This window comes from Tsukamurella conjunctivitidis (genome assembly GCF_007858475.1).
GTDB lineage: Bacteria > Actinomycetota > Actinomycetes > Mycobacteriales > Mycobacteriaceae > Tsukamurella > Tsukamurella conjunctivitidis.
Map to the genome: position 1 here is coordinate 1 of NZ_VIGX01000203.1, position 579 is coordinate 579.

Genomic DNA, 579 nt, shown 5'->3' on the forward strand with positions numbered 1-579 from the left:
GGAAGCGGTGTTTGCAGCCGCGAATGCGGTTGTGCAGGGCAGCGACACGTCAACAGTGAAGGCATGGCTCGACTACTTCGTTACCGGCTCAGCTCGCGACCAGGTGCTTGCCTCGGGGGCGGGCTCCTCTTCGGGTAGCGGAACCCGAGTCAACATTGCGGGCTTCCGCGTACTGGCCTACGACGATGAGAATGCACGCATTGACGTTGCTGTTCGCGGATCATCCTCGGGCGAGACCGTGACACTTTCGATGGTCTACGAGCTTGTCTGGGAAGACGACGACTGGAAGCTCAACGTGACCAACGCCGAGAGCCCGATCGACGTGGCTACTATCCCAGATCTGGCCGGATACATCTCCTGGGGGAGCGATGGCTGACGACCAGGGATGCGACGGGTGGAGCTTCTTCAATCCGGTATGCCACGTCAAGGAGGGCGTGAAGGTTGTCGCCGGTGACGCAATCGAGAACATGGCCAATGCCGTCATGGAGGCGTTCGGGAAGGCCGTGGCATCTCTGGGCACGATTTGGGTGAACGTCGGCACACCGAATCTCACGGCCACTGGCGGTAGCTCGTCAGTGG

Annotated in this window: 2 protein-coding genes; both read left to right on the plus strand. The window is 61.0% G+C overall.

Going from position 1 to position 579, the window contains the following annotated elements:
* The coding region (locus tag FK530_RS26135; RefSeq protein ID WP_205124269.1) for a DUF8175 domain-containg protein at window positions 1-376 on the plus strand (376 nt) is incomplete at its 5' end.
* Window positions 369-579, plus strand: a 211-nt coding sequence (locus FK530_RS26485) for a hypothetical protein (protein ID WP_205124270.1), incomplete at its 3' end; no start/stop codon positions are given. The genes FK530_RS26135 and FK530_RS26485, both read left to right, overlap by 8 nt.